A 22,534-nucleotide genomic window follows, 5' to 3' on the forward strand; every position below is an offset into this window, starting at 1 on the left:
TGATGCGTAGCGTAGTTCTGGGTTTATCCCTAAGTCTTCTCGCCGGTTGTGCAACCGTTTCGATGGTGCCCGGTGAAGCGACGGTTGAAAGCGGCCTCTCGCACAACCAGTCGGTCCTGCGCAAGGTTTCTGCTGAATATTGTGATGGCGCCGTTGAGGCTGGATGGGTTGAAGCGTCAGGCGGTCTCGCAGGTCTCGCCAGCGCCCTGATCAATGGCCGGGCAGAGCCGGGTGAGAACTATGCCGCCCGCATCGGCGCTGCCACAGACGCCCCCGCCCTCGTCCTGTCCCGCATTTCGTCAGACGCCCAGGCCGCCAGGGCCGGCCTCGCCGGTGTCAGCGATGAAGCCCGTACAGTCCTGTCCAGCGATGACAAGAATGCCGCCACCCGCACCGATGTCATGAGCTACGAGCGTGCGCTGGTGCGTGCGCAGATGGCCTATCGCAGCTTCCAGGCCGCGCTCAGCGAAGTCTCTGCGCGCGATGACATGGATGTCGATACGGCCCCGGTGGACCTGGAACTCGAAAGCTTTGCCGGCACGATCGACGACGCCCGCAAGACTGCCGACGGCCTGGCCGACAAGTACGCCTCGCTGAATACCAAGGCGTCCTAGCGCCGAGTCGCGCCTGCCGCGACCAGTGCCCACCCTGCCAGAAACATGAGGCCGCCCAGCGGCACGACTGCGCCCAGCCAGCGCGGTGCGCCCAGCGCCATCGCGTAGAGGCAGCCTGAAAAGACCAGAGCCCCCAGAATAAAGGCCCATCCGCCCCGGCGCACCAGCCCGGCGCGATCAGACAGGGCAACCGCCAGCGCCGCGACCGCATGCACCAGTGCATACAGAGTCGCTGTCTGCCACCAGCCGGCGGCCTCTGCGTCGAGGTTCAGGCCATGCGCGCCGAACGCGCCCAGGGCGACGCCGGTAAAGCCCGTGAGGCCCGCCGCCAGCGCCAGCCGGTTCATGCCGCACGTCCATCCGGCTTGCGGGGCAGGGCGTACGTCACCACCGCGTGGCTTGCCGGCTTGTCGGCACCCTCGATCCGCACATCGACATCCATTACGGCCAGGGCCTGCCCGATTTTCATCACCCGGGCATCGGCGACGACAACATCGCCAATGCAGGGCCTGAGGAAATTGATGCTCAGATTGCTCGTCACCGTCATCGGCTCGTGCCCGGTATACGTCATCACCGCCATGTAGGCTGCCGAGTCGACAAGGCTCATCTGGGTCGGTCCCGAAATGTAGCCACCCGGACGCAGGTGCGTCGCGTCGGCCACCAGCCGCATCACGGCCCGGCCTTCTTCCATCAGCGTCACCTCGCTGCGGCGTCCGGTGCCGACGAATGCGGCCGACAGGAATGTATTGGCTTCGTCCGCTGTCATGCGTGTGGTCAATTGATGGCCTCCCTTGGCGTCACCCCTTGATGGGCTTCGCGGCATCGTTCAACCTACTTGGCAGATGTCGCCCGCCAAGAGGTGACGCCAAGGAAGGACCTGCCATGCTGAGCGCCGGAGACGAATACCCGATCCACCAGACGCCCGAACCTGTTGCCTATTCCGGGTCCGACCGGAATTTCTACGACCGGTATTTCTTCAATGGCTACAGCGCGGACGGGGCGACCTTCTTCGCCGCGGCGATGGGGGTCTATCCTCACCTCAACATCATCGATGCGTCTGTCTCGATCCTGCGCGACGGCAAGCAGTCCAGCGTCTATTTCTCGCGCCCGCTCAACATGGAGCGCATGGACACCCATGTCGGCCCGTTCTCGGTTGAAGTCCTGGAGCCGCTGAAACGAATCCGCCTGCGCCTCGAGGAAACCGAGGGCCTGGCGCTCGACCTTGAATTCGAAGGCCGGGCTTTCCCGATCGAGGAACCTCGCTTCACCCGTCGCCAGGGCCCGCGCATGATGATGGACCTGACCCGGATGACTCAGAACGGCCGCTGGTCCGGCAGCCTGCGGATAGACGACACCCGGGTCGAGGTCCGGCCGGATGACTTCACCGGCACGCGTGACCGGTCCTGGGGCGTCCGTCCGATTGGCGCGCCGGATGCGCAGCCGCTGAACCCGCCGCTGCCGCCGCAATTCTACTGGATCTGGACGCCGACCAATTTCCCGAACCTGTCGATGTTCTATCACGTCAACCACGACGAGACCGGCACGCCCTGGAACACGCGTGCTGTGATCGTTCCGGACGGGGTCGCGCAGGGCGGCGGCCTCCACCTGTCCAATGCCAGCATGAACATTACCTATGCGCCCGGCACACGCCGGATGGCGGCTGCGCAGCTTGATGTCGAAGACAGCGGCGGGCGGCCCCACAAGGTGACGTTCGAACCGATCGGCACCTTCCTGATGAAGGGGATCGGCTACGGCCATCCCAAATGGCGCCACGGTGCGCATCATGGCGACCAACTGGCCTTTGCCCGTGAAGACTTCGATCCCAATGCGTCATGGCAGGAACTGGAAAACCTGCACATCCAGGAAATTGTCCGCGCACGGCACGAAGGCCCCGATGGCCTCGGGTCGGAAGGCATCGGCACGTTCGAGCAGCTTTTCCTCGGCCCCCACGCGCCGAGCGGCTTCAAGGATATCCTTGACCCGGCGAAATAGGCGGCCGCCTCAGCTGTTGAGTCCCTGCCACGCCTGCATGGCCAGGGTGATCGCCCGCATGTCGCCGGTCGTCGTGCCCTGCATCAGGTTCATGGTGTAGGACATGGTCGTGTGCGCCTGCATGTCGATCAGGGCGATCGACCCGCCATAGCCGCCCCAGAACATGGAATGCTCGTTCAGTGCTGGCGACATCGGGCCGGACAGGCCGAAGCCGAGGCCATAGCGGACCGGCATGCCAAGGATCAGGTCGGTGCCCTGGATCTGTTCTTCCAGCGCCTTGCGGCACCCGGCCTCGCTCATGAACCGCTTGCCCTTTGCCATGCCGCCATTGGCGAGGATCGTGTGAATTTCGGCCACCGCCCGCGCATTGCCGGTGCCGCCCGCTGCCGGGATTTCCGCGCCGCGCCATGCCCGCGTCCGCGTTGCGCTGACATCGACGACCGGGTTCGTCAGCGTCAGTTTCTTGATGTCGGTCATTGTCGGATCGGCCGAAATGCTGGCATCGGCCGGCGGTTTCAGGTCGGCGACGCGGTGATCTTCGGAGGCAGGCAGGCCGATATGGAAATCGGCGCCAAGCGGCCCTGCAATCTCTTCCCGGAACACGGTGCCCAGCGACTTGCCGGCGATGCGGCGAACCACTTCACCGACAAGGAAGCCTTGCGTGATGGCGTGATAGCCGGCCGCAGACCCTGGCGCCCATAGCGGCTCCTGCGCGGCGAGATGGCTGGTCACCTTTTCCCAGTCATACATGTCTTCGGTGGTCATCGGATCACGCCAGCCTGACAGCCCGGCCGAATGGCTCATCAGGTGGCTGACCTTGACGTCTGCCTTTCCGCCGGCCGCGAAGTCCGGCCAGTAATGGGAAACCTTCTCGTCAAAATCGAGTTCGCCCCGGTCCGCGAGCAACAGCGCCGTCAGGGCGGTCATCGTCTTTGTCGTCGAATAGACGTTGACGATCGTGTCCTTTTCCCAGGGCCGCGTGCGGTCGACGTCGGCATGGCCGCCCCACAGGTCCACGACCGTTTCGCCATCCTTGGTCACGCAGAATGCTGCCCCGATGTCGGCGCCTGTGTCGAGATGTGTCTGGAACTGGTCCCTGACGCCTTCAAGTTTGTCGTGCACGAATCCCTGCACCTCGGCTTTCGCCATGCGATATCCTCCCGCTTGTCTTGCTGCGCCAACCCTAGGTGGTCGCTCGCAGGTCGGCAACGGGCGGAATTAGAGACGGACAGGCATCGTCACCGTATCGGGCACAGGCACGCGGGGCGAATCGACGAACACGCTCGGCTTCAGCCAGGACTTGATGTTCCGCGTCAATGCCGGCTCGCCCTGGACATAAAGGTCACCCGACCTGATCGCGTCCTGATAGGTCCGCTCTCCCATCCACACATCATGCATCGTTCGCACGGTGCAGGTGAGGTAGACATCGACGTCCTTGCCGGGGTCTTTCAGGCAGAGATCGACGGTGTCGTGCTTGACCAGCAGCCACCAGTCGCGCTGTTCCTCAAGGTCCGTGAACTTGAACCGGATCACGCTCTCATTGCCGATCAGCTTGGTCGGGTCGATGCTGCGCTCGAGATAGAACATCAGGAACTCGACGTCGAAATCCGCGTCGAGCACGGTATGCCGCGCCCAGCACAATCCCCATTCACCCAGTGAAATCAGGACCGGCAGCAGCGCCCGGCAGGCTTCCGTGGGATAATATTCATATCCCTTCTGACCGGAGATCTTCTTGCGCGCCAGCATGCCCTGTTCTTCGAGCGATTTGAGGCGGCTGGTCAGCAGGGCAGGGGAGATATCGCCAAGCCCCCGCTGCAATTCATTGAATCGGCGGCGCTCCATGAGAAGCTCGCGGATGATGAGGATTGTCCATTTTTCGCCGAGTATTTCCGTCGCCTTGGCGATCGGACAAAATTGACCGTATTGCATGTGACACCTCCCAAGGTGCTGTCAGACGGGCATGATGGCTTCTGAAGTGGGTTACTTTACATTCTGAAGTGGTCCGCTTCAACGCCTGAACTATGAGGAGAGACAAAACAATCGCATTGATTGCCCGTCGCCGGATCATCCGGCCACAATCAAAAACGGAGAAATGCAATGCCACTCGTCACGATTGATCTCATCAAGGATGTCTTTTCGCCCGCCCAGAAAGCGGACATTATCAGCAAGGTTACCGAAACCATGGTTGCCATCGAAGGTGAGGCGCTGCGGTCGGTCACCTGGGTGCGTATCCATGAAGTGGAACAGGGCGACTGGGGCATTGGCGGCCAGTTGCTGAGGGCCGCGGATGTGCACGCCATGGCAGCTGCCGGCGCGAAGGCCCCCGAGCCTGCATGAATTTCAACAGGAGGCGCCGCATCATGCGGCGTCTCCGGCCCCGCTCCCGTGGAGGTGAGCCATGCCTTTCCACCCGCTGCTGAAAGGCGTCGGCAGGCTTTGCCTGCAGGCAGATCCCGTGCCTATACTGATGAAAGGATATCATCAGGGAGGGGCAGACAATGATGTACCGGATCGGAGCGGTGTTCTACGGCCTGTGGGGGGTGCTGCACCTGCTCGCGGCGCTGGATGGGTTCCGGCTGGCCATGAGCGTGGAGGCCGGCCTGGTCCAGGGCCGATTGATGCAGAATTCGTGGAACCTTGCCTTCGTCTCGCTCGTGGCGATTGGCGTTGCTGCGTTCATGAACTGGCGCAACAGCCAGACCGGCTACTGGATCAACCTCGTCGCAGTTGCGCTCGCCGATATCGGGTTCATCATATTCATCCTGGTGCCGGGCCTGATCCCGCTCTGGCCGGCAATGCTCGGGCCGGTGCTGTGGCTACTGGCGGCACTCTTCTCGACGCTTGGCCTGCGTTCAGCGCTGAAAGGTGGCTGAACGCAGGCGTCAGGCGTCGTCTTGCGGGCCTATTCCTCGGTCACGGTTTCGAGGAAGCTGATAATGGCCGCGCGATCTTCCGGCTTGCGGACGCGAAAGCCCATCGAGGTGCCTTTCGCGACCGCGCTGGGGTTTTCCAGCCACGTGTCCAGCGTCTCCGCGGTCCAGACCAGATCCAGCTTTTGCAAGGCCGGGCTGTAGCGGAAGTCGGGCACACCGCCCGCCTTGCGGCCGACAACCCCACGATGCAGTGGGCCGACCCTGTTCTGGTCCAGCGAGTGGCAGGCACCACATTGCGCCTTGTACAGCTTCTCGCCACGTTCGGCGTCTGCTGCCTGGGAGGGTCCAGTCCCGGCCGCCCTTTGGACGGGGTCTGCACGTGTCGCTCCTGAGGGGGATACAAGAGGTGCAGTGGGCGTGGCTTGAATAGCCGGGACTGGATTCGGTGATGCGGTACTGTCCTGTGGGCTACAGGCCCACAGGAGAGCCGCAGCGCTGGCGAAGCAGGCAATGCTGCCCCACCTGCGCGATATTTGCGTCTTCATTGGTCTAGCCGAAGATCAGTGCGTTCTTCGGGATTGGCTCGCCGAGCGCGTTCGCCAGGATTGCGGCGTGGAAGGCTTCGTCGCCAGCCATGCGTGCAGCAACCTGGTGGAAGTCGACGCCAAGGGACGGGATCAGGCCGAGATAGGCGTTAGCGGCGCCACGCTCGAGACCGAGAGCGAGTTTCAGGACGTCTGTCTGGTTGGTCAGCGAAGCGGCGTTCAGCGACTTGGCATAGTCGTCGAGCGACTTTTCCTCGACCGGCGTTCCGCCGAGCGTGCGGACAGCTTTCACCAGCTCGTCACGGTGGCCTTTGTGGTGCCCCTGGAACGTGACGCCAATGTCAACGACAGCCGGGTCAAGCAGGCCGCTTGTGGCAGCAATCTGATAGGCGGCGATGCCCTCATGTTCCAGCGCAATCGCGGCGTTCAGGATCTGCACATCGCTGGAGAGTTCCTCAGCCGAAGCACGCATGATGCGGGGGGCGTATCCGCCGACCATCATGGCAACGCCGGCGATCGAAAGCGTCTTTCCGGCACTTCCGAGCAGGGCTCGGCGGGAAGGGAGTGGAACGGTCTTGTCAGTCATTGGGAGTTTGTCCTTTCAGGGTCAATTCAGGGTTAGTCCAAGAGAATCGAGGATACGGGCCGTCATCGCGTCGCAATCTGCGCCGGCGAATGCGATGGAGTCGGAAAACAGGTCGGTCAGGTCTGGCTCGAGCGCCTCGCGCAACAGGCGCCGGGCGCGGAACAGGCGGGTCTTCACACTGGCTTCGCTCATGTTGAGCGCGTCGGCCGTTTCCCGGACCGACATGTCTTCCACATCGCGCAGGACGAAGACGCTGCGATAACCGTCCGGCAATCCGGCAACAGCCTCTTTCAGGGTGCGTGACAGTTCGGCGCGCGCCACCTGCCGTTCCGGAGACTCGGCACTGCGGCTTGCTGCGCGGTGATCCTCAATCATCGAGATATTTTCCTGTGACAGGGCTGCCCGACGGCGATCGGCAGACCGCTTGTGATCAAAGGCAGTATTCAGCACGATCCGGGTGAGCCAGGTCGACAGGCTCGATTGACCGGAGAAGGTGCCGATCGCGGCAAATGCCTTCAGATAGGCATTCTGCACGATGTCTTCGGCATCGGCGTGACTGTGCACGACGCTCCATGCCGCGCGGAACAGGCGCTGGTTGTTGCGTGTGGTGATGGTGCGAATGGCATAGGCATCGCGTGCCGCGGCGAGTTCGGCCAGGGCGATATCCGGCAGGGTTTCGTAAGCGGCTTTGGCGGCGTGCATCTTTCCATCCTTTCTGCCCGATTGGACGGCAGGACCGGAGAAAGGTTACAACAATTTTCAAATTTTGTTTTGAGGCCCTGCCGGATCAGCCCCAAAGCGCTGTCGACGGCGGCTCGACCCAGCCATCGCGATAGGCGAGTCCGTCGGCCACATCATCGGTCAGCCATAGCGGTCCATCAAGGTCGGCGGCCTCGCAGGCACCTGCCAGCAATACCGCAGGCGCCATCGAGATCGAACCGGCCACCATGCAGCCGACCATCACACCGAGACCGCAGGCATGTGCGGCCTGCACCATTTTCAGTGCCTCCGTCAGGCCGCCCGCCTTGTCGAGCTTGACGTTCACTGCATCATAGCGCTGGGCAAGGTCCTGCATGTCGGCGGATGTGTGCGCACTCTCGTCGGCGCAAATCGCGACCGGGCCGGGGCGCCGGATCAGCGCGTCGTCCTTCAGGGCCGCGAAGGGCTGTTCGATCAGGACGACACCAAGATCGGCCGCCGCCCGGGAAATGGCCGGAAATTCCGCAACGACGAGCCCTTCATTCGCGTCGACAATCAGGCGTGCATCCGGCCGGGCCGCATGCACCGCCTCGATCCGCTTCAGGTCCTCGGCGCCGCCAAGTTTCAGTTTCAGCAATCGTCCCTGTATTCGCTTCGCCGCTTCCGCCATCGCTTCCGGCGTATCGAGGCTGACGGTGACCGCCGTTTCCACGGCGCGTGGCGCCGGCAGGCCGGCAAGTTGCCAGACAGGTGTGCCGCTGAGCTTGGCTTCAAGGTCCCACAGGGCGCAGTCGACGGCGCAGCGGGCGGCACCCGCGGGCAGCTTTTCCTGCAATGCGGCGCGTGTCAGCCCGGCCTCGATCGCGTCACGCACGGAGTCGATGGCCGCGATGACGCTTTCCACGGTCTCACCATACCGGGCATAGGGAACGCACTCGCCCCGCCCCATCGCGCCCGCCTTGCGCACCGTTACCAGCACCGTGTCGGCGCAGGTCTTCGATCCCCGTGAAATCGCGAACGCGGCCTTCAGGGGCGATGATACGGCGGTGACTGCAAGCTGCGTGTTGCCCATGGGTGATCCTGGTCGGTCAAATTTGATCTATTCCACTGCTCTTGCCTTAAGCATGTTTTGCTAGGCAAGTCAGGTAGTTACACACGCATGGCAGACACATTTCCCCCCGAGTTCGCGCTGGAAGACAGCGACGAATTTTCCACGCTCCGCCTCGCGGGCGACTGGACCGTCGCACATGTGCAGGACGTTGACGAGGCATTGCGCCAACTCGCCCCGGCCAAGCCCATGCGGATCGATGTATCCGGTCTCGGCCGCATCGACACGGCCGGCGCCTTTGTCATCGACCGCACGTTGCGGGCCGCCGCATCCGGCGCCGGCAGCGACGCCGTGATTGTCGGCGAGCATGCGACAGCCGGCCGCCTCATCGCACAGATCCATGCAGTCTCCGAACCGGTGCCAGCGCCACCTGCACATGAAGGCGGTGTCTATGCCTTGCTGGAGCGGACCGGGAAGGGGTTCATGGGCATCCTCGCGGAAAGCGTCGCGACACTCGCTTTCCTCGGAGAAACGCTGATCACCTGTGTCCGGCTTCTCAGCCAGCCCTGGAAACTGCGCTGGACCAGCATTGTGGCCGTCATGGAAGAGGCCGGCCTCGACGCCTTGCCGATCATCGCCTTCCTCTCCTTCTTTGTCGGCATGGTCGTTGCCTTCATCGGCGCCACCACGCTCAGCGACTTCGATCTCGAAATCTACACGGTCGAACTGATCGGCTATTCGGAGTTGCGCGAATTCGGCGTCGTGCTGACCGGCATCGTCCTCGCCGGCCGCACCAATTCGTCGTTTACCGCGCAGATCGGTACGATGAAGATGCGCCAGGAAATCGATGCCATGAAGACACTCGGCCTGAAACCGATGGAAGTGATCGTGGCACCGCGCGTTATCGCGATGGTGGTGATGACACCCGTGCTCGCCTTCGTCGCCACGCTGGCCGGCATTGCGGGTGGCATCATGGTTGGCTGGCTCGCGCTCGACATCAATCCCGCCGTCTTCATCGAGCGCCTGCGCAATTCCGTGCCGATCGACCAGTTCTGGGTCGGCATGTCGAAGGCGCCCGTGTTCGGCCTGGTCTGCGTCCTCATCGCCTGCCGGCAGGGCCTGAATGTCGGGGGCAGTGTCCAGTCCCTCGGCCGCGCCACGACGACCTCCGTCGTGCAGGCCCTGTTTTCGATCATCGCCATCGATGCGCTGTTTGCGGTCTTCTACATGGAACTCGGCATATGAGCGCCGAACCCATCATCCGCATCCGGGACCTGAAAACCGCCTATGGCAGTCACGTGGTCCACGAACACCTCGACCTCGATATCCGGCGCGGTGAGATCATCGGCATCATCGGCCCGTCGGGCTGTGGCAAGTCCGTTCTGCTGCGTGCGATCGTGGGCCTGAAGCAACCGGCCGCCGGCAGTATCGAAGTCTTTGGCGAGCGCCTTGAAAAACTCGATCCTGACGAACGCCGCACCCTCGAGCGCCGCTGGGGCGTGATGTTCCAGGATGGCGCGCTGTTCTCGAACCTGACGGTGCGCGAAAACGTCATGGTGCCGATGAAGGAACACACCTCGCTCGGCCCGCAATTGCGCACGGAACTGGCGGACATGAAGATCCGCCTCGCAGGCCTGGAGCCGGACGCCGGTTTGAAATATCCCTCCGACCTGTCGGGCGGCATGCGCAAGCGCGCCGCGCTCGCCCGGGCGCTGGCGCTTGACCCCGAGCTGCTCTTCCTGGACGAACCGACAGCCGGTCTCGACCCGATCACGGCGGCCGGGTTCGACACGCTCGTACGCCAGCTGCAGAAATCACTTGGCCTCACGGTCTTCCTAGTCACGCATGATGTGGATACGTTGTATGCGACCTGCGACCGGATTGCCGTGCTCGGCGAGAAGCACGTGCTGGCAGTTGGCACGATCGATGAACTACGAAAAGTCGATCACCCCTGGGTGCAGGAATATTTTGGCGGGCCGCGCGGGCGGGCCGCTACGGGACACTAGAATGGAGGCCCGTCATGGAAACGCGCGCTAATTATGCCCTGATAGGGGCATTCGTCCTGCTCGCAGTCGTGGCGATTGCCGGCTTCGTCATGTGGCTGGGCCAATCCCAGTTCCGGCAGGACTTCAAGACCTATGACATCGTGTTCGACGGGCCGGTCTCGCTCGAAGAAGGTTCGCAGGTCCGCTATATCGGTATCAAGGTGGGTGAAGTGTCGACCGTCCGGATCGACCGTGCCGATCCATCCAAGGTCCGTGCCCGGATTCGCATCGACCGCGAGACGCCCGTGCGGACCGACTCGACGGCTTCGATCCAGCTTGCGGGCATCACCGGCATCACCTTCGTCCAGATCACGGCCGGCACGGGCCAGCCGCTTGAAGCGCGGCCCGGTGAACCAGTGCCGGTCATCCGGGCCGAGCGGACACAGCTCGACCAGTTGTTCTCCGGCGGCGCTGAAGTGCTCGGCAATGCCAACCGCGCCATCGAGCGGGTGAACCTCCTCCTGACGGACGAAAACATCGCATACTTCACAACCACGCTTCGTAACGTGGAGACAGTCAGCGGCAAGCTGGCGCGCGACGACGGACTGATCGACCAGGCCTCCATCACGCTCGCCAATGTGTCGGACGCCAGTGTCCGGCTGGCGGCCGCCTCGTCTTCCTTCGAGCATTTCAGCAATTCAGCCGACGCGCGCATCGCCGAATTCGCCGAACAGATAAATGGCCTGGTGGGCGATGTCCGGGGCGTCACGCAATCGGCTCACGAAACGATTGCGCAGAGCACGCGCGCTGCCACCGCCGCCGCCGATGCGATCGAAGGCCCGGCGACCGACGTCATGGAAGATGCCCGCCTCGTCAGCCAGGACCTGCGCGTGCTGATCAACCGGCTTGACCGGCTTACTCGCGAGTTCGAGCGGAACCCCAAAGGTTTCGTCGTTGGCGACCCTATTCCCTATGAAAGCAAGTAATCATGATCCGGTCCCTGATCCTGGCCCTTTCGGCCGCCACCCTCGTCGCCTGCGTCTCGATCCTGCCTGAGCCGAAGGCGCCGGAGGGGCTCTACCGGTTCGGCCCGATGGACGCGATGTATCGCCTCGAGGCGTCGATCGTTGTGCGCGAGCCTGAAGCGTCGCGCCTGATCGGCGGGCGCGCGATCGCCGCTGAAGACGGCGACGGCGCACTGCACCTGGTGCGGAATGTCGAATGGGCCGAGAGCGCAACGCGGATGATGCAGATGGCCCTGCTGGACACGCTCGGCGGTGGCAATGCCGGCATGGCGGTGGCCTCAGAGACCGGCGCCCCGACGGATTTCGAGCTCGTCTGGCGTGTGTCCGACTTCACCTTGTCTGGTACGATGGCCCGCTGCCGGATGGAGGCGACCCTCTTGCAGGGGCGCACGCGCAAGGTGCTCGCGCAGGTCAACGTCTCCACGACAGCGCTCGCCCTGACGCCCAGGAACGCGTCGCGTGCCAAGGCGCTGACCGATGCCGGCCGCGCCTGCATCAGTGATGTCGCCGCCTTTGTCGCCGAGAAGACAGCGGCCGTTCCCGAACCCGACGCCTGATCCTATTCCTGGCGTGTCGGGGCTGGCGACCGCGCGGCGCGCAGGACTGCGGCAAAGGCCACGATGCCAGCCAGAACGACCGTCGAGAACGGCAGGAATGGCGTCACCAGGCTTGCCCCGGCGGCCAGCGGCAGGATCGCGGCATCCCGGAAGGGCAGGTTGAACTGGTCCCGCACCAGCCATAGTCCCCCCAGGTAGATCGCAACCGGCACCGCGATGGCAATATTGCCAACGAAGGCAGACACATGGGCATGGTGGCTCAGGATTTCGGTCATCACGGCAAACCCTGCGCCCGTCGCTGCGCCGGCCGCGAATATGAAGACGTGCCCATAGCCCCAGAGGAATGTGCGATGGGGTGCCCGGGATTGCAGGTGGTCTTCGCGCGAGAAGTAGAGACTCCAGAGCGAGAAGGTTATCACCGCAGCGCTGGCCGCAAGCTGGATGATCTCGGCGTTCATCGTCCCGCCTGAAATCGCGGCGTAGATCGCATGGGCAATCGCCAGCAGCATTTCGCCCATCACGATGATGTTGAGCAGGCCGTAACGCTCGATCATGTGATGGCGGTGCCATGGTGTCGGATTGGCCTTCTCAGCCCAGTAGGGCACGCCCAACTCGATCAGGATGCCGAGACAGAACAGGCCGATCATCACGCCTGTCCACTGCCAGAGGACGATTCCGATAGCGATCCAGTAAATCTGGGCGAGGCCGATACCAACGGCATAGCGGCGGCACGTGGCGCCATGGGTGGCATTGTCCCTGGCCGCCGACAGCCACAGCCACACCATCGCCAGCCGCATGATGACATAGCCTGTCACCACCAGCGTCAGTGTGTGGGTGTCCATGAATTCCATGATGCCGGCTGCAAGCACCAGCGCGCCGGAGAGGAAGGCAAATGTCGCCAGCTTGAACAAGCGGCTATCGTCGTCATAGGCCGACGCGAACCATGTATAGTTCATCCAGGCCCACCAGATGCCGAAAAACGCCAGCAGGAATGACAGGATCGCTTGCTGGAAATGGCCTTCCGCGATGCCGTGGTGCAGTCCGGTTGCGGCGGCTGCGATCGCGATCACGGATGCAAGATCGACGAACAGTTCCAACGGAGTCGAGGCCCTGTGCGCCTCGTTCGGATCGCGGTGTTTCAGTGCCTTGATCATGATGCCCCACCCTCGCCCAGACCGGATGGGAGACAGGACTAGGGTGCTCCCCGGGGCCGATCAAGTCCAATCGGCCCCGCAGGGATGGTGGGGTGCTAGCCCGCTTTCAGTTCGTCGAACGGCAGCGTCTTGTCGACACGCACATCCTGCGGAAGGCCCAGCACGCGCTCGGCAATGATGTTCTTCAGGATCTCGTCCGTGCCGCCGGCGATCCGCAGGCCCGGCGCCCACATGAAGCTCTGCTGGAAGATCGCATCGCCTGGCATCATCTCGGGATCATTGATGATGCCGTAATGGTCCTGCATCTCGATCGCCGAGTTGCAGATGTCCTGCAGGTGGTTGGCCGTGATGATCTTGCCGATCGAGTTTTCCGGTCCCGGCGTCTGGCCACGGGACAGGGCCGTCATGGTGCGGAACTTGGTCAGCTTGTAGCCCTGTGCGGCCACATACCAGTCAGCAAGTTTTTCACGGAACGCCTGATCGGACATGGTGCCGGATGTCTTGGCATAATCCATGATCTCGCCCCAGTCCGGGCCGGGTGAGCCGCCGACTGCGAGTCGTTCATTCATCAGCGTGACCAGCGCGACCTTCCAGCCGGCACCGACGTCGCCGAGACGGTCTGAATCCGGAATACGGACGTCCGTGAAGTAGACTTCGTTGAATTCGCGGCCGCCCGAGGCCTGGTGGATCGGACGAACCTCAACGCCGGGCTGCTTCATGTTGATGATGAACATGGTCAGGCCCTTGTGCTTGGGCACTTTCGGGTCGGTTCGCACCAGCACGATGCCGTAGTCGGAATAGTGCGCGCCGCTGGTCCACACCTTCTGGCCATTGATCACCCACTCGTCCCCGTCCTTGACGGCACGGGTCTTCAGTCCCGCCACGTCGGAACCGGCCGACGGTTCGGAGAACAGCTGGCACCAGATTTCCTCGCCCATCAGGGCCTTCTGGACATAGCGCTCCTTGTGGGCGTCGGATCCGAACGCGATGACGGTCGGCACGCACATGCCGAGGCCGATGGCGAACGGGCCGGTCGGGGCATCGAACTTGGATTCTTCCTGGCCCCAGATGACAGACTGCATGGACGTGCCGCCGCGGCCGCCCCATTCCTTGGGCCAGGTGATCTGGGCAAACTTGTTCTCGGCCTTGATCTTCTGCCAGTCCTTGGCCCGTTGCAGGGCGTCCTTGCCAGACCCCGGCCGGGGACGGGCGCCGCTTTTCGGCTGCAGGTGCTTTTCAAGGAACGCGCGCGCCTCGGCGCGGAATTCTGCTTCTTCCGGTGTGTCGTTGAAGTCCATGTGTCTGATCCTTCCCTTACGCTGCGTTCTTGGTTTCGAGAGCGCGGACGAGTTTTTCTTTCCACACCTTTGGGCTGCCGGCCTGCACAGCCAGCAGCTTGGCACGGCGATAGTACAGGTGGCAGTCGACTTCCCAGGTGAAGCCCATGCCGCCATGTGTCTGGATGTTTTCCTTTGACGCGAACCAGAAGGCTTCCGATGCCGCCACGCGCGCTGCCGCTGCCGCTTCCGGCAGCTCGGCCGCATCGGTCGACACGGCCCAGGCACCGTAGAAGCAGTTGGACCGCGCGACTTCGTTCTTCACGTACATCTCGGCCAGCTTGTGCTTGATTGCCTGGTTGCCACCGATCGGGCGGCCGAAGGCATAGCGCTCCAGCGCGTATTCCTTCGCCATCTCCAGGCAGCGCGAGGCCCCGCCCAGCTGTTCGAAGGCGATCAGGACCGCAACCCGGTCGAGCAGCGCATCGTTGAGACGTGCACCGTCACCAGCCTTGCCGAGACGCACCGCCGGAGCATCCTTGAAGGTCAGCTCTGCGTGGCTGCGGGTCGGGTCGAGTGTGGACAGCACCTTTTTCGAGACGCCCTTCGCTGACAGGTCGACCAGGACCAGGCTGGCGCCCTTGCCCTCCTTCGCCAGGACCACGGCATGTGTTGCCACATCGCCGTCCGTCACCGGCACCTTGGTGCCGCTCAATGTCTTGCCGTCGAATGTGGTCGTCAGCGATCCGGCATCCGGATTGCCCGGGCCCTCGCTCGCTGCGTAGCAGCCGACCACTTCGCCGGACACGACGCCGGGGAACAGTTCGGCCTGCTGGGCCTCGGACCCTGCGAGCTTCAGCGCTTCGGTAAAGAAGTACGCGGTCGACGCATAAGGCACCGGCGCCAGCACCCGGCCCATCTCTTCGGCCAGCACACACATTTCCAGCATGCCCAGCCCCAGCCCGCCGTGCTCTTCGGGAATGGCGGTGCCCAGCCAGCCCATTTCCACGATCTTTTTCCAGACGCCTTCATTGAACGCCTTGGAATCGTCATTCAGCACTGCGCGCACTTCAGCCATCGTGCATTGGCTCTCGAGGAATTTCCGGGCCTCGTTCCCGAGAAATTTCTGGTCTTCGGAAAAATCGAAGTTCATCGCGCAACTCTCCCTGGCCCCGAACGGGCGGTTGTTTCTGTGTGGCGCCAAGATAACGCCCTTTACGTGCGCGGAAAGCCGTGACCCAACGGAAATCGTGATTCTGGCCGATTTGGCCGGTGCGATCTGTCAAATTTCACGGATCGGTTTCAGCCGATTTAAAGCTTGATGGTGCAAACAAGGCTGACGGTATGAGGGAATGAATTCATGGCGAAGGCAATCTTCCACAAATCCCAACGGGTGTTCGTGAAACCCGTCGGAACCTGGGCGCTGATCGAACAGGTGATCCCGCATTGGGTCAAGGACGTCGACGAGCCTCTGCGGGTTTCGTACGACTGTGGTCTGGGCCGCCGGTTCGAGGCATTTGAACTCGTCTCAGAGCAGACCATGCGCCAGAACGATTCGTCGCCCGAAGACGACAACGAAGACGACCTCATGCTCGAGCAGTGGCGGATCGACCGCAAGCTGGTCAAATGGCGCTCGGACATGCTCGTCGGAACCAATCCGAACCCGGAAACCTATCCCGTCGTCGTCACCGATGATGGCGACTGGGGTGGCTGGCGCGTCACGGGCAGCGAATTCGATCGCGATCCGCAGCGTGTCGAGCACCAGGCGCGCATGATTGTCCACACGCCGGACCTGTTGCGGGTTGCCAGCCGCCTTGCGGATTTTGCCGGCACGAACCCGGATGACCTGCCCGAGGAGCTGCGCCCGCTGGCCCAGCGCTGCGCGCTGATCCTGCGCCAGGTTTACCAGATCGACCGGGACCAGGTCGAAGCAGCCGCCGAATAGGCTGCGTCAGCCGGCGACGGCGAACCGGTCCACCAACATCGCAACCCCGATCCCGATGCCGGCCCCGACAAGATCGGCGCCGGCATCGAGAACGGACGGCGTGCGTCCGGTTCCGATCAGGGCCTGCGCAACTTCCATCCCGACGCCATACGCCATGACAACCAGCAGGGCGCGCCCCGCCCGGCGCGGCCCCAGCCACAAGGTGACCAGGGTGGCCAGCACGGCATAGGCGATGACATGTTCCACCTTGTCGGACAGGTGAACCTCCGGAAGCTCGTCGCCGGGCAGCAGTGACAGGACGGCAATGGCCGCCGCGACCAGACCGGCGCCCGGTCCGGCTGCGCGCCGGATGAGGGGGTAATGGCGGGAAAGGAATGTGCGCATGTGATGGTCCTGCAAATCTCGGACGTGTCATTCGCACGTGCGCCGCCCCTTGGAAACGTGCCGGTCTCTCCCGATGTGACTGAGGCCTGCTCTCGACGCAGGTCCGCCCGGCCGGTATCGTCGGTCAATTCCGCTCCCACCCTCAGGAGACTTCATGCGCACTGAAACGCCCGTCGCCGTCAAGCTTGCCGACTATTCGCCCTATCCTTTCGAGATTGAACAGGTCGATCTTGCGTTCGACCTTGACCCTGACGCGACGAAAGTCTCCGCCACCCTGAAGATATCCCGCAAGCCGGGCGGGGGTACGGCCGCGCTCGTCCTCGACGGCGAGGCACTGGACCTCAAGTCGATCCATCTTGACGGGCGCCTGCTTGGCCCTGAAGATTACGCGCTGACCGAAAAGGCGCTGACGCTGCCTGACGTTCCGGACGCCTTCGAACTGAAGACAATTGTCGAGATTTCCCCGGCGAAGAACACGGCCCTGTCCGGCCTCTACATTTCCGGAGGCCGTTTCTGCACCCAGTGCGAGTCTGTCGGTTTCCGCCGCATCACCTTCTATCCCGACCGGCCCGACGTGATGAGCCGCTTCTTCGTTACCCTGACGGCCGACAAGGCCGCCTGTCCGATCATGTTGTCGAATGGCACGCCCGGCGATGTGCAGGATGCCGGGAACGGCCGGCACACGATCACGTGGGACGATCCCCACAAGAAGCCGTCCTACCTGTTCGCGCTTTGCGCCGGCGACTATGATGTCTACCGCGACACGTTCACCACGATGAGCGGCAGGGAGATCGCGCTCGCGGTCCATGTCGACAAGGGCGACGCTCCACGCGCGGCCTGGGCCATGGACAGTCTCAAGCGCTCCATGAAGTGGGATGAAGACACCTATGGCCGCGAATACGACCTTGGCGTGTTCAACATCGTTGCCGTGCGCGACTTCAATTTCGGCGCCATGGAGAACAAGGGCCTCAACGTCTTCAACTCCGCCTATGTGCTGGCCGACGAGGACTCTGCCACCGATGCCGATTTCGAGGCCATCGAGAGCATTGTCGGCCACGAATATTTCCATAACTGGACCGGCAACCGCATCACCTGCCGTGACTGGTTCCAGCTTTGCCTGAAGGAAGGCCTCACCGTCTTCCGCGACCAGAACTTCTCCGCCGACATGCGCTCGCGCCCCGTGCAGCGCATCAAGGACGTGATCCGCCTGCGCGGGCGCCAGTTCGCCGAAGATGCCGGCCCGCTTGCCCACCCTGTCCGTCCGGACACCTATGGCTCGATCGACAACCTCTATACTGCGACGGTCTATGAGAAGGGCGCCGAAGTGATCGGCATGCTCCGCCGGATCATCGGTCCGGAAGCCTATCGCAAGGGCATGGACCTCTATTTCGAGCGCCATGACGGGCAGGCGGTCACGATCGAGGATTTCTACGCCTGCTTCGCTGACGTAACAGGCAGGGACTTCACCCAGTTCCGCCGCTGGTATTCGCAGGCCGGCACACCGCAGGTGACGGTCGCGGAATCATGGAATGCCGATGCGGGCGAACTGACCATTCAGCTGTCGCAGTCCACGCCGCCGACACCCGGCCAGAAGGACAAGCTGCCGGTGCCGATCCCGCTCGAACTCGCCCTGCTTGACGGCACGGGCGGGACCGATGCCTGGACGGTGGTGCTTGACCAGCCCGAAATGACCCTCACCCGCAAGGCAACCGGTGCCCGGCCGCTGTTGTCGGTCAACCGCGATTTCAGTGCCCCCATCCGCGTCGAGCGCGATCTCACGCGCGACCAGCGCATTGCGCTCGTCGTTGCCGAGACAGACCCGTTCAACCAGTGGGACGGAGTCCAGACGCTGGTGACCGAAGAGATACTCAAGCTTTCCGAAGGCAGCCAGGCCCAGCCGGATGACCAGCTCGTCGACGCCGTCGCCTCGGCGGTGCGCAAGGCGGCCGGCGATCCTGCCTTCGCCGCGTTGCTGACCCGCCTGCCGGAAGTCGGTGAACTGTTCCTCGAACGCTCGCCGGCCGAACCGGTGGCGCTCCATTCCGCCCGCAAGCGCCTGCAGGCCGCCCTCTCCCGCGCCCTGTCCGACACCATCACCACCACGCTCGCCGCCCCCTCACCAACCCCCTACGAACCCTCCGCCGAGCAGGCCGGGATCCGCGCCCTCCGCGCCGCCTTCATCACCCTGCTCGGGGCGTCCGGTGCACCGGACGCAGGTGACACGTTGCTGGCGCTCTACAATGCCGCTCCCAACATGACGGAACGCCTCGCCGCCATGCGGGCGCTCACCGCGCTCGGGACATGCCAGGCCCGCGACACGGCGCTTGCCGATTTCGAGCAGCGCTGGAAGCACAATGCGATTGTCATGGACAAGTGGTTTGCCGTTCAGGCCGGGCAGGGAACTGCAGCAACTGTTGCAGAACTGGCTGCCCACCCGGATTTCGACCTGAAGAACCCGAACCGGGTCCGCTCTGTCGCCGGCGTGTTTGCCTCCGCCAATCTCGCCGCCTTCCACGCACCGGACGGGTCAGGCTACAAGGCGGTGGAGGACATCATCCTGAAAGCTGACGCGGCCAACCCGGCCCTGGCGGCCCGCCTCCTGACCGCGTTCGAACAGTGGCGTCGCCTCGAACCGAAGGCGCGCGCGGCTGCCGAAGCGACCCTGAAACGCCTTCAAAACGCGAAATTGTCCGAGAATTCCGCAGACATTGTCAGCCGCGCGCTAGGCTAGGCTCGCGCAAGGTTAACAATTCTGTCAGAATCGTTAACGCTTGGGCAATGATTCCCGCCGAAAACGGTAGCTGGGTACATGCGCCCGCGTGGCACTTGGTGGATATTGCGTGACGGAAGACGGCGTCAGTTCAGGAGAGGAGTCAGTCGCAGGCAAGGCGGCTGAGCGTGTTTTCACGCGCCTCAAATGGATGATCGGCGCAATCATGCTGCTGATGGCCTGCGCGCTCGGTCTCAAGGCGTGGGAAGAACACCAGAGCGCCGACATCGCCGTACTGTCGATCATGGATGCAGAGGCCCGTGCTGTAGCAGCGCGTGTCCAGGGCCGCATGGAAGCCACCGAAGCGGCGATCCGCCTTGTCGGTGCGTCGATTGCGTCACGGTCTGAAATTTCGGGTGTGACACACGCGATCGATGCCATCGTAACACTCAATGATGCACGCCAGTCCCCGGACGGCAGCCGTCTCGCCGAAGCCGCAGCAACAGCGTCCGGCATGCTGGAGCGTGATGAACACGTTGGCCTGTCGCGCCAGGGTGACATCGTGCTTGTCTCCGAGCAACGCAACGGCTCCGCGCTGATGGCGATTGCGCCGGCCGGCGTCTGGCTGCCATCTGCCGAGGCGGGTCGGCGGATCACACTCGTTTCAGGCAAGAACATGGTCGGGACGGGTGACCCGGCGCTGGCGCTGACCGCAGCTGACCTACCGGATGGCGCAAGAGGCTACAGGTCGACCGAGGGGCTGAACCGGATCGCGACAGTCTGCGTCCCGCTCGAGAGCAGCAGCATTTCCGTCTGCGAATCCGTTTCGCACCCGCTGTTCACCACCGACGATATGGTCCGGTTGCTCATTTTTGCCCTGCTCCTGGCCGCGCCGGTGCTGGCGATCCTGGGCTTGATGAACCGCCTGTCCCGCGAGGAGACGACCCGGATCATCGAGGACACGCGCGAAGCGGAAGCCGACCGGATCATGAGCCTGGTGATGCGTGGCGCGAAAGCCGGCTATTGGGAATGGGCCGCGGAATCGAAATCGCTGTTCCTCAGCGACGCCGCCGCTGAACTGCTCGGCCTGGACGGGGCAGGTCTCATCTCAGTCGACGATCTGATGGGCCGGATTCATCCCGAGCACCGCCCCCGCATGGAGGACACCATGCTCCGCGCCCGCAGCATCGGTTGGGTCCAGACCAGCTTCCTCACCACGACATCGCCGTCGCGCTGGATCGAACTGCGCGGCAGCGCGACCACGGACGAAATCGACGACGCCAAGCTGTTTGGCGGCATCCTGCTGGACATCACCGAGCGCAAGCAGTCGGAAGACCGGGTCAAGGACGCCGAGCGCCGCCTGCGCACCGCCATCGAAAGCTTCAACGGCCCGTTCGCGCTGTGGGATCACCGCAAGCGGTTGCTGTACTGGAACCGGGCCTTCGCGCTTGATTTCGGCCTGCAGGATACGCTGCGTCCGGGCATGGCTCATGACACGGTCGTGATTGCCCGCGCCGGAGCTGTGCGCATGGAAAAGCAATCCGTCGAAGATGCGCGTACCAACCTGCTCGAACTGCAGACCGGACGCTGGCTCAAGATGGTCGAGCGCTCGACACCCGACGGCGGCCTCATCACGGTCGGCGTCGATGTCACCGAAAACGTCAACAATGAAGACGCGCTCAAGCGGCAGAAGCAGGAATTGCGCAAGGCGATGCAGGATCTCGAACGGTCCAAGGGCCGGTCCAGCGAATTGGCGCGCAAGTATTCTGAGGAAAAGGCCAAGGCCGAACACGCCGCACATACCAAGTCCGCCTTCCTGGCAAACATGAGTCACGAACTGCGCACCCCGCTGAACGCCATTAACGGGTTCTCCGAGATCATCGCGAACGAACTCTACGGGCCGCTCGGCGATACCCGGTACAAGGGCTATGCGCTGGATATCCTGACCTCCGGCCAGCACCTGCTCGACATGATCAACGACATTCTCGACATGGCGAAGATCGAGGCGGGCAAGATGACCATCAACCCGCAGCCCATCGACCCGGTCGATCCCGTCGACGCAGCGGTACGGATGATACGCCGCAAGGCGGAAGAGAAGGGCATCGAGATTGTCCTCGACACCCAGCCCCGCCTGCCGGATATCGATGCAGACCACCGTGCGATCCGCCAGATGGTGCTTAACCTCGTGTCCAATGCCATCAAGTTCACCGATTCCGGCGGCACCATCACCGTGACCGTCCAGCAGCGCGGCGCCGACATCTACATCGCAGTCACCGATACCGGCATCGGCATCCCGATCGAGGATCTGCCCCGTCTCGCCAAGCCGTTCGAACAGGTTTCGGGAACGCGCGACCGCAATTATGAAGGCACCGGGCTCGGCCTCGCACTCACCAAGTCCTTCGCTGAAATGCATGGCGGGCACATGTCCCTGTCATCCATCGAAGGTGAAGGCACGACCGTGGCGATCACCCTGCCGATATCGGGTGCCAGCGAATTCGTTGCAGAGACGGCCTCGCGCGAGGTCGCCTGAGCGGATCAGGGACGCAGGTTCCATTCCGTGATTGCGGCGCGGTCGCCCGAAATCTCGACACACCCCCAGGCCCCCGTCTTCAGCTTCCGGTCCAGCCCGGCCGGTGCTGCGTCAACGACATCCGGCAGGAAGCGGGCAATCCCGTTACTGGTCACGATCAGCACGGTTGCGTCCGGCCCGAGGGCGCGCGCCCTGACCAGCAGCCCGGCCCATGCGGCCCGCAGCGCGCCGGGATCGACATGCCATCCCGGTGGCGGCACAGCGTCATTGTCCCAGGCTGCAAGCGCCGGCGCACCAACGCGGGCGATGACTGCGTCCTCCGGCTGGTTCTCGTCCGGGCCATAGTCGATCTCGGTCAGGAATGGCAGGACCAGCAGCGCGGGAGCGTGCGGCCGCGCTGCGAGGATTGCCCGGGCAGTCTGGCGCGTGCGTTGCAGCGGCGAGCAGAAGGCCGCGAGGAAATTCGTATCCCGAAAATGCGCTGACAGGTTTGCCGCCTGTGCGAGGCCGGAGGATGACAGCGGCAGGTCCGTCCGGGCACCGACCCGTGTGGGCGTATCACCCGCGTCGAACGTGTTGCCATGGCGCACGATGATCAGGCGGGTCACGG

The 22,534-nt window shown here is 63.5% G+C and carries 24 protein-coding genes; 11 read left to right on the forward strand and 13 right to left on the reverse strand.

Annotated features, from left to right (window positions below):
- Positions 1 to 2 precede the first annotated feature (2 nt).
- Positions 3 to 614 (forward strand): hypothetical protein, encoded by a 612-nt coding sequence (locus tag HJO_RS07905; protein ID WP_156945495.1) that lies wholly within the window; start codon positions 3 to 5, stop codon positions 612 to 614.
- On the opposite strand, the gene HJO_RS07910 is transcribed toward HJO_RS07905, so the two are convergent.
- Both HJO_RS07910 and HJO_RS07915 read right to left on the reverse strand, forming a co-directional pair.
- Positions 611 to 961 carry a DUF423 domain-containing protein gene (locus HJO_RS07910; RefSeq protein WP_035615796.1) on the reverse strand — a complete coding sequence of 117 codons (351 nt, stop codon included), beginning with the start codon at positions 959 to 961 and terminating at the stop codon, positions 611 to 613. The two genes, HJO_RS07905 and HJO_RS07910, sit on opposite strands and share 4 nt — an antisense overlap.
- On the reverse strand, positions 958 to 1,392 hold the full coding sequence (locus HJO_RS07915) for a PaaI family thioesterase (protein ID WP_241764699.1): 435 nt from the start codon (positions 1,390 to 1,392) through the stop codon (positions 958 to 960). The genes HJO_RS07910 and HJO_RS07915 overlap by 4 nt, the downstream gene beginning before the upstream one ends.
- A gap of 104 nt (positions 1,393 to 1,496) precedes the next feature.
- On the opposite strand from HJO_RS07915, the gene HJO_RS07920 reads away from it, so the two are divergent.
- On the forward strand, positions 1,497 to 2,606 hold the full coding sequence (locus HJO_RS07920) for an Rv3169 family protein (protein ID WP_035616135.1): 1,110 nt from the start codon (positions 1,497 to 1,499) through the stop codon (positions 2,604 to 2,606).
- 9 nt (positions 2,607 to 2,615) lie between these two features.
- On the opposite strand, the gene HJO_RS07925 is transcribed toward HJO_RS07920, so the two are convergent.
- Both HJO_RS07925 and HJO_RS07930 read right to left on the reverse strand, forming a co-directional pair.
- Positions 2,616 to 3,755: an EstA family serine hydrolase gene (locus tag HJO_RS07925; protein ID WP_035615800.1), complete on the reverse strand. Its 1,140-nt coding sequence runs from the start codon at positions 3,753 to 3,755 to the stop codon at positions 2,616 to 2,618.
- A gap of 69 nt (positions 3,756 to 3,824) precedes the next feature.
- Positions 3,825 to 4,535, reverse strand: a complete 711-nt coding sequence (locus tag HJO_RS07930) for a winged helix-turn-helix transcriptional regulator (RefSeq protein WP_051618401.1) — start codon at positions 4,533 to 4,535, stop codon at positions 3,825 to 3,827.
- A 168-nt stretch (positions 4,536 to 4,703) separates the two neighbouring features.
- Here HJO_RS07930 and HJO_RS07935 point away from each other — a divergent pair, with 168 nt between their 5' ends.
- Positions 4,704 to 4,943: a tautomerase family protein gene (locus HJO_RS07935; RefSeq protein ID WP_035615803.1), complete on the forward strand. Its 240-nt coding sequence runs from the start codon at positions 4,704 to 4,706 to the stop codon at positions 4,941 to 4,943.
- Positions 4,944 to 5,104: 161 nt separating this feature from the next.
- Positions 5,105 to 5,479, forward strand: a complete 375-nt coding sequence (locus HJO_RS07940; protein ID WP_035615806.1) for a hypothetical protein — start codon at positions 5,105 to 5,107, stop codon at positions 5,477 to 5,479.
- A 29-nt stretch (positions 5,480 to 5,508) separates the two neighbouring features.
- Here the strand turns inward: HJO_RS07940 and HJO_RS18165 are convergent, their stop codons facing one another.
- The 4 genes from HJO_RS18165 to dgcA form a co-directional block, all read right to left on the reverse strand.
- On the reverse strand, positions 5,509 to 6,024 hold the full coding sequence (locus tag HJO_RS18165; RefSeq protein WP_084141763.1) for a c-type cytochrome: 516 nt from the start codon (positions 6,022 to 6,024) through the stop codon (positions 5,509 to 5,511).
- A 4-nt stretch (positions 6,025 to 6,028) separates the two neighbouring features.
- Positions 6,029 to 6,610 (reverse strand): ferritin-like domain-containing protein, encoded by a 582-nt coding sequence (locus HJO_RS07950; RefSeq protein ID WP_035615808.1) that lies wholly within the window; start codon positions 6,608 to 6,610, stop codon positions 6,029 to 6,031.
- A 21-nt stretch (positions 6,611 to 6,631) separates the two neighbouring features.
- On the reverse strand, positions 6,632 to 7,312 hold the full coding sequence (locus tag HJO_RS07955; RefSeq protein WP_035615810.1) for an RNA polymerase sigma factor: 681 nt from the start codon (positions 7,310 to 7,312) through the stop codon (positions 6,632 to 6,634).
- An 85-nt stretch (positions 7,313 to 7,397) separates the two neighbouring features.
- Positions 7,398 to 8,381 (reverse strand): N-acetyl-D-Glu racemase DgcA, encoded by a 984-nt coding sequence (gene dgcA, locus HJO_RS07960; RefSeq protein ID WP_035615812.1) that lies wholly within the window; start codon positions 8,379 to 8,381, stop codon positions 7,398 to 7,400.
- Positions 8,382 to 8,468: 87 nt separating this feature from the next.
- Between dgcA and HJO_RS07965 the strand changes: the two genes are divergently transcribed.
- Genes HJO_RS07965 through HJO_RS07980 form a run of 4 tightly spaced genes read left to right on the forward strand, consistent with a single transcriptional unit; the run spans position 8,469 to position 11,924 of the window.
- Entirely contained in the window at positions 8,469 to 9,602 is a 1,134-nt protein-coding gene (locus HJO_RS07965) for an ABC transporter permease (protein WP_051618402.1), read from the forward strand.
- The gene (locus tag HJO_RS07970) at positions 9,599 to 10,363 is read left to right on the forward strand and encodes an ABC transporter ATP-binding protein (RefSeq protein WP_035615814.1); all 765 of its coding nucleotides are present in this window, start codon (positions 9,599 to 9,601) and stop codon (positions 10,361 to 10,363) included. The genes HJO_RS07965 and HJO_RS07970 overlap by 4 nt, the downstream gene beginning before the upstream one ends.
- A 14-nt stretch (positions 10,364 to 10,377) precedes the next feature.
- The gene (locus HJO_RS17650; RefSeq protein ID WP_051618403.1) at positions 10,378 to 11,328 is read left to right on the forward strand and encodes an MlaD family protein; all 951 of its coding nucleotides are present in this window, start codon (positions 10,378 to 10,380) and stop codon (positions 11,326 to 11,328) included.
- Positions 11,329 to 11,330: 2 nt separating this feature from the next.
- Complete coding sequence (locus HJO_RS07980; RefSeq protein WP_035615817.1) at positions 11,331 to 11,924, forward strand: ABC-type transport auxiliary lipoprotein family protein; 594 nt, start codon at positions 11,331 to 11,333, stop codon at positions 11,922 to 11,924.
- Positions 11,925 to 11,926: 2 nt separating this feature from the next.
- Here the strand turns inward: HJO_RS07980 and HJO_RS07985 are convergent, their stop codons facing one another.
- From HJO_RS07985 to HJO_RS07995, 3 genes are all read right to left on the reverse strand, one after another.
- Positions 11,927 to 13,078: a low temperature requirement protein A gene (locus HJO_RS07985; RefSeq protein ID WP_035615821.1), complete on the reverse strand. Its 1,152-nt coding sequence runs from the start codon at positions 13,076 to 13,078 to the stop codon at positions 11,927 to 11,929.
- Between the two features lie 95 nt (positions 13,079 to 13,173).
- Positions 13,174 to 14,376, reverse strand: a complete 1,203-nt coding sequence (locus HJO_RS07990; protein ID WP_035615823.1) for an acyl-CoA dehydrogenase family protein — start codon at positions 14,374 to 14,376, stop codon at positions 13,174 to 13,176.
- 16 nt (positions 14,377 to 14,392) lie between these two features.
- Complete coding sequence (locus HJO_RS07995; protein WP_035615825.1) at positions 14,393 to 15,508, reverse strand: acyl-CoA dehydrogenase family protein; 1,116 nt, start codon at positions 15,506 to 15,508, stop codon at positions 14,393 to 14,395.
- Between the two features lie 207 nt (positions 15,509 to 15,715).
- Between HJO_RS07995 and HJO_RS08000 the strand changes: the two genes are divergently transcribed.
- Positions 15,716 to 16,300: a hypothetical protein gene (locus HJO_RS08000; RefSeq protein WP_035615827.1), complete on the forward strand. Its 585-nt coding sequence runs from the start codon at positions 15,716 to 15,718 to the stop codon at positions 16,298 to 16,300.
- A gap of 6 nt (positions 16,301 to 16,306) precedes the next feature.
- Here the strand turns inward: HJO_RS08000 and HJO_RS17655 are convergent, their stop codons facing one another.
- The gene (locus HJO_RS17655; protein WP_051618404.1) at positions 16,307 to 16,684 is read right to left on the reverse strand and encodes a VanZ family protein; all 378 of its coding nucleotides are present in this window, start codon (positions 16,682 to 16,684) and stop codon (positions 16,307 to 16,309) included.
- A 154-nt stretch (positions 16,685 to 16,838) separates the two neighbouring features.
- On the opposite strand from HJO_RS17655, the gene pepN reads away from it, so the two are divergent.
- Both pepN and HJO_RS17660 read left to right on the forward strand, forming a co-directional pair.
- A complete protein-coding gene (pepN, locus tag HJO_RS08010; protein WP_035615830.1) occupies positions 16,839 to 19,415 on the forward strand; it encodes an aminopeptidase N in 2,577 nt (858 codons plus the stop codon).
- 109 nt (positions 19,416 to 19,524) lie between these two features.
- Positions 19,525 to 21,924, forward strand: coding sequence for a sensor histidine kinase (locus HJO_RS17660; protein ID WP_051618405.1), 2,400 nt, complete (start codon positions 19,525 to 19,527; stop codon positions 21,922 to 21,924).
- Positions 21,925 to 21,929: 5 nt separating this feature from the next.
- Here HJO_RS17660 and HJO_RS08020 read toward each other — a convergent pair whose 3' ends face one another.
- Complete coding sequence (locus tag HJO_RS08020) at positions 21,930 to 22,532, reverse strand: histidine phosphatase family protein (protein WP_035616150.1); 603 nt, start codon at positions 22,530 to 22,532, stop codon at positions 21,930 to 21,932.
- Positions 22,533 to 22,534: the final 2 nt, after the last annotated feature.

Source organism: Hyphomonas johnsonii MHS-2, from assembly GCF_000685275.1.
GTDB classification, from domain to species: Bacteria; Pseudomonadota; Alphaproteobacteria; order Caulobacterales; family Hyphomonadaceae; genus Hyphomonas; species Hyphomonas johnsonii.